This window comes from Oleiagrimonas sp. (assembly GCF_027858935.1).
Taxonomy (GTDB): domain Bacteria; phylum Pseudomonadota; class Gammaproteobacteria; order Xanthomonadales; family Rhodanobacteraceae; genus Oleiagrimonas.
Genome location: NZ_JAQIBU010000221.1, coordinates 1 through 6,528, shown reverse-complemented (window position 1 = coordinate 6,528; position 6,528 = coordinate 1). Strand labels below are relative to the sequence as shown.

Annotated in this window: 5 protein-coding genes and 1 pseudogene; 3 read left to right on the top strand and 3 right to left on the bottom strand. The window is 63.9% G+C overall.

Translation table 11 applies throughout. The features are described 5' to 3' along the window. The 3 genes from PF446_RS08295 to rpoH all read left to right on the top strand — a co-directional run. A partial coding sequence (locus PF446_RS08295) for a response regulator (protein ID WP_298070964.1) occupies window positions 1–462 on the top strand: 462 nt, incomplete at its 5' end. Window positions 463–471: 9 nt separating this feature from the next. Continuing rightward, the gene (gene ung / locus PF446_RS08290; protein WP_298070962.1) at window positions 472–1,188 is read left to right on the top strand and encodes a uracil-DNA glycosylase; all 717 of its coding nucleotides are present in this window, start codon (window positions 472–474) and stop codon (window positions 1,186–1,188) included. Between the two features lie 118 nt (window positions 1,189–1,306). Then, entirely contained in the window at window positions 1,307–2,164 is an 858-nt protein-coding gene (gene rpoH / locus PF446_RS08285; RefSeq protein WP_298070960.1) for an RNA polymerase sigma factor RpoH, read from the top strand. 440 nt (window positions 2,165–2,604) lie between these two features. On the opposite strand, the gene tal is transcribed toward rpoH, so the two are convergent. The 3 genes and pseudogenes from tal to PF446_RS08270 form a co-directional block, all read right to left on the bottom strand. Beyond that, on the bottom strand, window positions 2,605–3,558 hold the full coding sequence (gene tal, locus PF446_RS08280) for a transaldolase (RefSeq protein WP_298070959.1): 954 nt from the start codon (window positions 3,556–3,558) through the stop codon (window positions 2,605–2,607). 65 nt (window positions 3,559–3,623) lie between these two features. Continuing rightward, window positions 3,624–5,801 (bottom strand): primosomal protein N', encoded by a 2,178-nt coding sequence (locus tag PF446_RS08275; RefSeq protein WP_298070958.1) that lies wholly within the window; start codon window positions 5,799–5,801, stop codon window positions 3,624–3,626. Between the two features lie 490 nt (window positions 5,802–6,291). Next, window positions 6,292–6,528 (bottom strand): annotated as a pseudogene (locus PF446_RS08270) (hypothetical protein); the annotation flags it as partial.

The following is a 6,528-nucleotide window of genomic DNA, read 5'->3' as shown; positions in this document are numbered from 1 at the left end:
TTCATCCGCGGCTATGTGCACCCGGATGACCAGGCCCAGGGCGAGGTGTTGTACATCGAGGACAGCAGGGTGGTCGCCCTGGCCACCCGCCGCATGATGGAGAAACATGGCCTCACGGTACTGCACGACATCAGCGTGGAAGATGCCCTGGCGCGACTCGAGACCGCGCGCGTGCAGGGCTGTGTCGGTGCCGACGTAGTGCTCACCGACGTGACCCTGAAGGGCGATTTGACCGGTGGTGACCTGCTGCGCGAGATCCGCACCGCATACGGCTATGGCAAGGGCCAGCTGCCGGTACTGGTGATGACCGGCGACGACAACCCCGAAAACCAGGCCAAGCTGATTCAAGCGGGGGCCAACGATCTGGTGGTCAAGCCGGTCGAGGAACGTTTGCTGATCACCAAGCTGCTGTTCCAGCTGCGCGTGTCGCGGCACCTGCGCGCGCGCGCCAATCCGGGCTGAGCACGGGTCATGGCCGGACATCCACTCCATCTGGAGGCTTCCTGGAAAGACCGTGTCGGTGATTACTTCGAGCGCAAGGACATGCGCGAACTGGCGGATTTCCTGCGTGCGCAGAAGCGCGATGGAAAGGCGATCTACCCGCCCGGCCCGGAGATCTTTGCCGCCTTCGAGCACACCCCGTTCGAGCAGGTGAAGGTGGTCATCCTGGGGCAGGATCCGTACCACGGTCCGGGCCAGGCGCATGGCCTGTGTTTCTCGGTGCGCCCGGACGTGCCGGTGCCACCGTCACTGCAGAACATCTTCAAGGAGATCGAGCGCGACCTGGGCATTGCGCGCCCGGACCATGGGTGCCTGACGCCCTGGGCCGACCGTGGCGTACTGCTGCTCAACACCGTGCTCACGGTCGAGCGCGGACGTGCGGCATCCCACCGGGGGATGGGCTGGGAAGGCTTTACCGACACCGTCATCCGCTGCCTGAGTGAGGAGCGCGAAGGTCTGGTGTTTCTGCTCTGGGGGAGTCATGCGGGCGCGAAGGCAGGCCTGATCGACGGTCGTCGCCACGCCATACTGCGCACCACCCACCCCTCGCCGTTGTCGGCGCATCGCGGATTTCTGGGCTGTGGCCACTTTTCACAGACCCAGGCCTTTCTGCAAGCGCGCGGTATGTCCCCGCTGGACTGGTCGCTGCCCCCGGCCCGCACCATGCAAGACTGGCGGGGCGATTGACGGCTCTTGCATATGGTGTACCATATAGTACAGTTATGACCGCGGGAACTTGTCGCGGCCTTTAGCACTCCAACTATCAGAGTGCTAAAATCTATACCTGTTTTGGAGGTTTCGATTCATGAGCCAGTCCCTGGTTGCCAACAATCTGCCCATTCCGAGCGTCGCGGGCAGCCTCGACGCGTATATTTCCGCCGTGCATCGCATTCCGGTGCTCAGTGCCGAGGACGAGCAGCAGCTGGCCCGCGATTATCATGCGCACGAGGATCTCGGTGCGGCCAAGCAGCTGATTGCCGCCCACCTGCGTTTCGTGGTGCACGTGGCGCGGGGTTATTCGGGCTACGGATTGCAGCTGGCCGACCTGATCCAGGAAGGCAACATCGGCCTGATGAAGGCGGTCAAGCGTTTCGACCCCGATCATGGCGTGCGTCTGGTCAGTTTCGCGGTGCACTGGATCCGTGCCGAGATGCACGAGTTCATCCTCAAGAACTGGCGCATCGTGAAGGTCGCGACCACCAAGGCGCAGCGCAAGTTGTTCTTCAACCTGCGCAAAAACAAGAAGCGCCTGGGCTGGATGAATGCTGGCGAGGTCAGGACCGTGGCCAAGGAGCTCGGCGTGCCCGAAAAGACCGTACTGGAGATGGAATCGCGTCTGTCCGGTCGTGACGTGGGTTTCGATGCCCCGGTTGACGCAGATGACGATGCACGTCCTTCCCCGGCTACGTTCCTGATCGATGACAATGCGGATCCCTACCAGAACGTAGCCGATTCCAGTCAGGCCGAGACCCGCCACGACATCCTGTCCGAGGCGCTTGGTAATCTGGACCAGCGTTCGCGTGACATCATCCAGCGACGCTGGTTGACCGACGACAAGACCACCTTGCAGGATCTGGCTGACGAGTACAGCGTTTCCGCCGAGCGCATTCGCCAGATCGAGTCGGCGGCGATGAAGAAAATGCGTGGCGTGTTTGCCGCCTGATTTTCCCGGAACCTTCCGACCACGAAAAACGGCTCCGCACGCGGGGCCGTTTTTTTGCTCACGGCATCCGGCTACTGCGCGGCGTCATGGGTTCCCCGGGACTCGAGTCCGCTTGCGGATGTGCCTTTGCATGTTCGCGTGCCACGGCCAGGGAGCTGTCGTATCCCGGTGGCCTCATCGATTCCTTGTTCGCGCGGGCGCGGCACGTCAAGGGGTTTGACCGTGCTGTTGATGGGGGTTGTATGGCGCGGTGCGCGGGCAGCGGGCGACGCGTCATCACGAGCTGAAAAAAGCATGATTGGAAAGGTCCCAAAAAAACGGCTCCCGGTGGGGAGCCGTTTCCATCATGTGCGTCCGGTGGGCGGAGCTTGTCCCCGGTGCCAGGCCGGGTTCTTGCGATGTGCGATGCAAGCCGGAACTGGAGGCAGCCGCGCTTGGGTTCACAGGCGCGCGCCCAGCAACTTCTCCAGCTTGACCTGGTCCTCGGCGAAGCGGCGGATGCCTTCGGCGAGCTTCTCGGTGGCCATGGCGTCCTCGTTCATGCCCCAGCGGAAGGCATTCTCGTCCATTGCGCCGGTGCGGTCCTTGCGGCTGCCGTCATCCTCGAGCTTGCGCGGCAACTCCGCGTCGGTCTGCTCGAGTTGGTCCAGCAGGTCGGGACTGATGGTCAGACGATCACAGCCAGCAAGGGCGCGAATCTGGCCCGGGTTGCGGAAACTGGCTCCCATGATCACCGTTTCGAAGCCGTGGGCCTTGTACCAGGAGTAGATCTTGCGTACCGATTGCACGCCAGGATCATCCTCGGGGCCGTAGTCATCGTGATCCGTGTGGGCGACGTACCAGTCGTAGATGCGTCCGACGAAAGGCGAGATCAGGAAGGCGCCGGCGTCTGCGGCGGCCACGGCCTGCTCGAAGGCGAACAGCAGCGTCATGTTGCAGTTGATCCCGTCGCGCTCGAGCTGTTCGGCGGCGCGGATGCCTTCCCAGGTGGAGGCGATCTTGATCAGCAGGCGATCGGTTCCGATGCCGGCTTCGTCGTACATGCCGACCAGGCGGCGCGCCTTGGCCATGGTGGCCTCGGTGTCGAATGACAGCCGCGAGTCGACTTCGGTGGAGACTCGACCAGGGACCAATTCGAGGATCTTGCGACCGGCATCCACCGCCAGTCGATCGCAGGCATCGACGATCTGCTGGTCATGATCGTTGCTCTGGCTCCGGGCCCATTCCAGGGCGCCGTCGATCAGATCCTTGTAGGCATCCTTGCTGGCGGCCTTGAGCAGCAGCGATGGGTTGGTGGTGGCGTCGACGGGCTTGTAGCGCTCGATGGCGTCGATCTCGCCGGTATCGGCGACCACGGTGGTCATCTCGCGCAGTTGTTCGAGCTGGGAGGCCATGGTTGTCCTGTATTAGCTGGGAGGGGAGGAAATGCTCGCCTTGCAGCATAAAGGTGTGGCGCGATTCAGTACAAATCAACCGGATCGACATCAATCGACCAGCGAACCCGGCGTGCCGATGGCAGCGCGGCCAGGGCTTCACGCCAGGCGCGCAGGACAGGGTGGAATCGAGCTCGGCTGTCGGACTCAAGCAACAACTGGCCCCGGTGGCGTCCGGCACGCAGTGGCATCGGCGCCGGCATCGGTCCGGGTGTGCGCAGCGCATCATCCATGGGCAGTGCCCGAAACGCGTCGGACAGGAAACCATCGACGGACTCGCGCTTGCGGGCATCGGTCCGCAGCAGCGCCTGGTAGGCATACGGGGGCAGTTGCAGTGCGCGTCGTTCGTCGAGCATCAGCGCGCAGGTGGCGGCGTAGCCGCGGTGCAGCAGGCCCTGCAGCAAGGGGTGTTCGGGCTGATGGGTCTGCAGCAGCACGCGTCCCGGCCGGGCCGCACGCCCGGCCCGGCCGGCGACCTGCACAATCAGCTGCGCCAGGCGTTCGCCGGCACGAAAATCGAGACTGTGCAGGCCTTCGTCGATGCTGGTGATGGCCACCAGAGTGAGATTGGGAAGGTCGTGACCCTTGGCCAGCATCTGGGTGCCGACCAGGATTGCAGGACGGCCATCCTCCAGCTCCGCAAGCAGGTTCTCGAAGGCATCCCGGCGGCGGGTGGTCTCGCGGTCGATGCGCAGGACGGGAAAAGGCGCATAACGGGCCTTGAGGGCTTCCTCCAGACGTTCGGTGCCGTAGCCCTGCGGTTTCAGTCCGTCGGCATCACAAGCTGGGCATGCGCTCGGCACGCGCTGTTCCAGGCCGCAATGGTGGCACAGCAGGCGGCCACGACCACGGTGCAGCGCCAGCGGTTTTTCGCAGCGCGGGCATTCCGCATGCCAGCCACAGGCATGACACATCAGTACCGGCGAATACCCGCGACGGTTGCGAAAGATCAGCGCCTGTTCGCCGCGCGCCATGCAGGCGTCAAGTGCATGCAACAGCGGGTTGGACAGTCCCTGCTCGAGTCGCTGACCACGGACATCGACCAGTTCGGCCTTTGGTGGCTTGACGTGCGTGCCGGTGCGCTCGCGCAGGGACATGCGCAGATAGCGGCCGGCCTCGACGTTGGCCAGGGTTTCCAGTGATGGCGTGGCCGACCCCAGTACGACCGGCACGCCCAGACTTCGCGCGCGCTTGATCGCCAGGTCGCGGGCGTTGTAGCGGAACCCGTCCTGCTGCTTGTACGCGCTGTCGTGTTCCTCGTCGACCACGATCAGGCCGGCTTTGGGCAGCGGTGTGAATACGGCCGAGCGTGTCCCCAGGATCACCATCGCTTCTCCGCTGCGCGCACGCAGCCAGGCACGCGCCCGTGCGCCCTCGGCAAGGTTGGAATGCAACACATCGACCGCGACCCCCAGACGCGCGCGCAGTCGCGATACGGCCTGCGGTGCCAGACCGATTTCCGGCACCAGAAGCAGGCTCTGGCGGCCGGCGGCCAGCGCTTTTTCAATCAGCGCCAGGTAGACTTCGGTTTTGCCGCTTCCGGTTATGCCATGCAGCAGGAACGGCTGGAATGAGCCCATGTGGCCAGCCACGGCATCGACCGCCTGGCGCTGCTCGGGATGCAGAGTTGGCGCGGATTCCGTGGACGTCGCCGATGCTGGAGCAGGCACCTGCTCGCGCGACACCAGGCCGGCCTTGAGCAGCCGGCGCCCCGCCTCGCGCCAGCGCGGCAGGTACGGGTCGAGTTCGTCCGCTGTGCGCTGGCCATCGGACAGGGCCTGCATCAGTGCCAGGCTGCCACCGCGTCGCGATCCATCCTCCAGCGCGACCCGGCCCGGATCGGTCAGCGACCAGGCTTCCATGCCCAGTTCCGGCAGCGGCGAGGCTTGACGCAGCGCCGTCGGCAGGGCATTGACGCAGGCATCCCCGGGTGCTCCGAGCCAATAGTCCGCCGCCCACAGCAGGTTTTCGAGCAGTTCGCCGTGCAGCAGTGGAAACGGGTCAAGAACGCGCAGCACACGTTTGAGCTGGGCCGCAGGGAGCGAGCTGGAGGCGGCATGCGCAACCACGATGCCCACGCGTTTGCCACGACCAAAGGGCACCAGCACGCGAGCACCAGCTTCCGCCACCGCTCCTTCCGGAGGCAGGTAGTCAAACAGGCGCGGCAAGGGGACCGGCAGGGCGATGCGCACGATGGCGGGCATGCAACGAAGTGTAGCCGGGGATCGTGTTGTACGTACCTGGCAAGGGGTCCGGCGGGCTGCATGGATCTACACGGTACAGTTCACACTTTTCTTCGGAATGGATGCTAAGTAACCGTAGTCATGTGGTTTTCACGGTTATCCACAAAACATGTGGATAAGTCTGTGGACGCAGATGGGATCATTGCCTCCGGACCGCATGACGGCTGCTCTTCCACGGATTGGTGACTCTTTAATCAATCTTAAATTGTTCTTTAATAACAACAAGTTGAATTCAAGCCATGGGGCGGGTTCGCGGATGTTCCCGTACTTATCAAGCCCTTGCGCTGGTCCCCGGTGCACTGTGCACAACCTTGATCCGACCGCAAGCCAAATGCCTGCCCTGACAGGTTCTTCATCCGACTTGCCCGGCACCTGAAGGGGTCCGATCCGGGCCCCTTCGGACAATGCTAGTCCATACAAGGCTTTGGCGGACAGCGGTGCGGGACCGTGCTCAGGCGGCCAGTCCGATCAGGGCCGCGGAGGCGACCGCGAAGGACATCAAGATGCTGTAGCACAGGCCCACGAAAGCGTATTTGAGCAGCGTGGTGAACCAGCCCTGTGCATAGACGCGTTTTTGCATGAGCAGGAGATACAGGGGCAGCCAGGCCCAGATCGCCAGCTGCACCCAGCCGGTCGCAGGACCGGCCCATGCCGGCAGGGCAAGCCGGCCCAGGCCGACCAGCGCCGA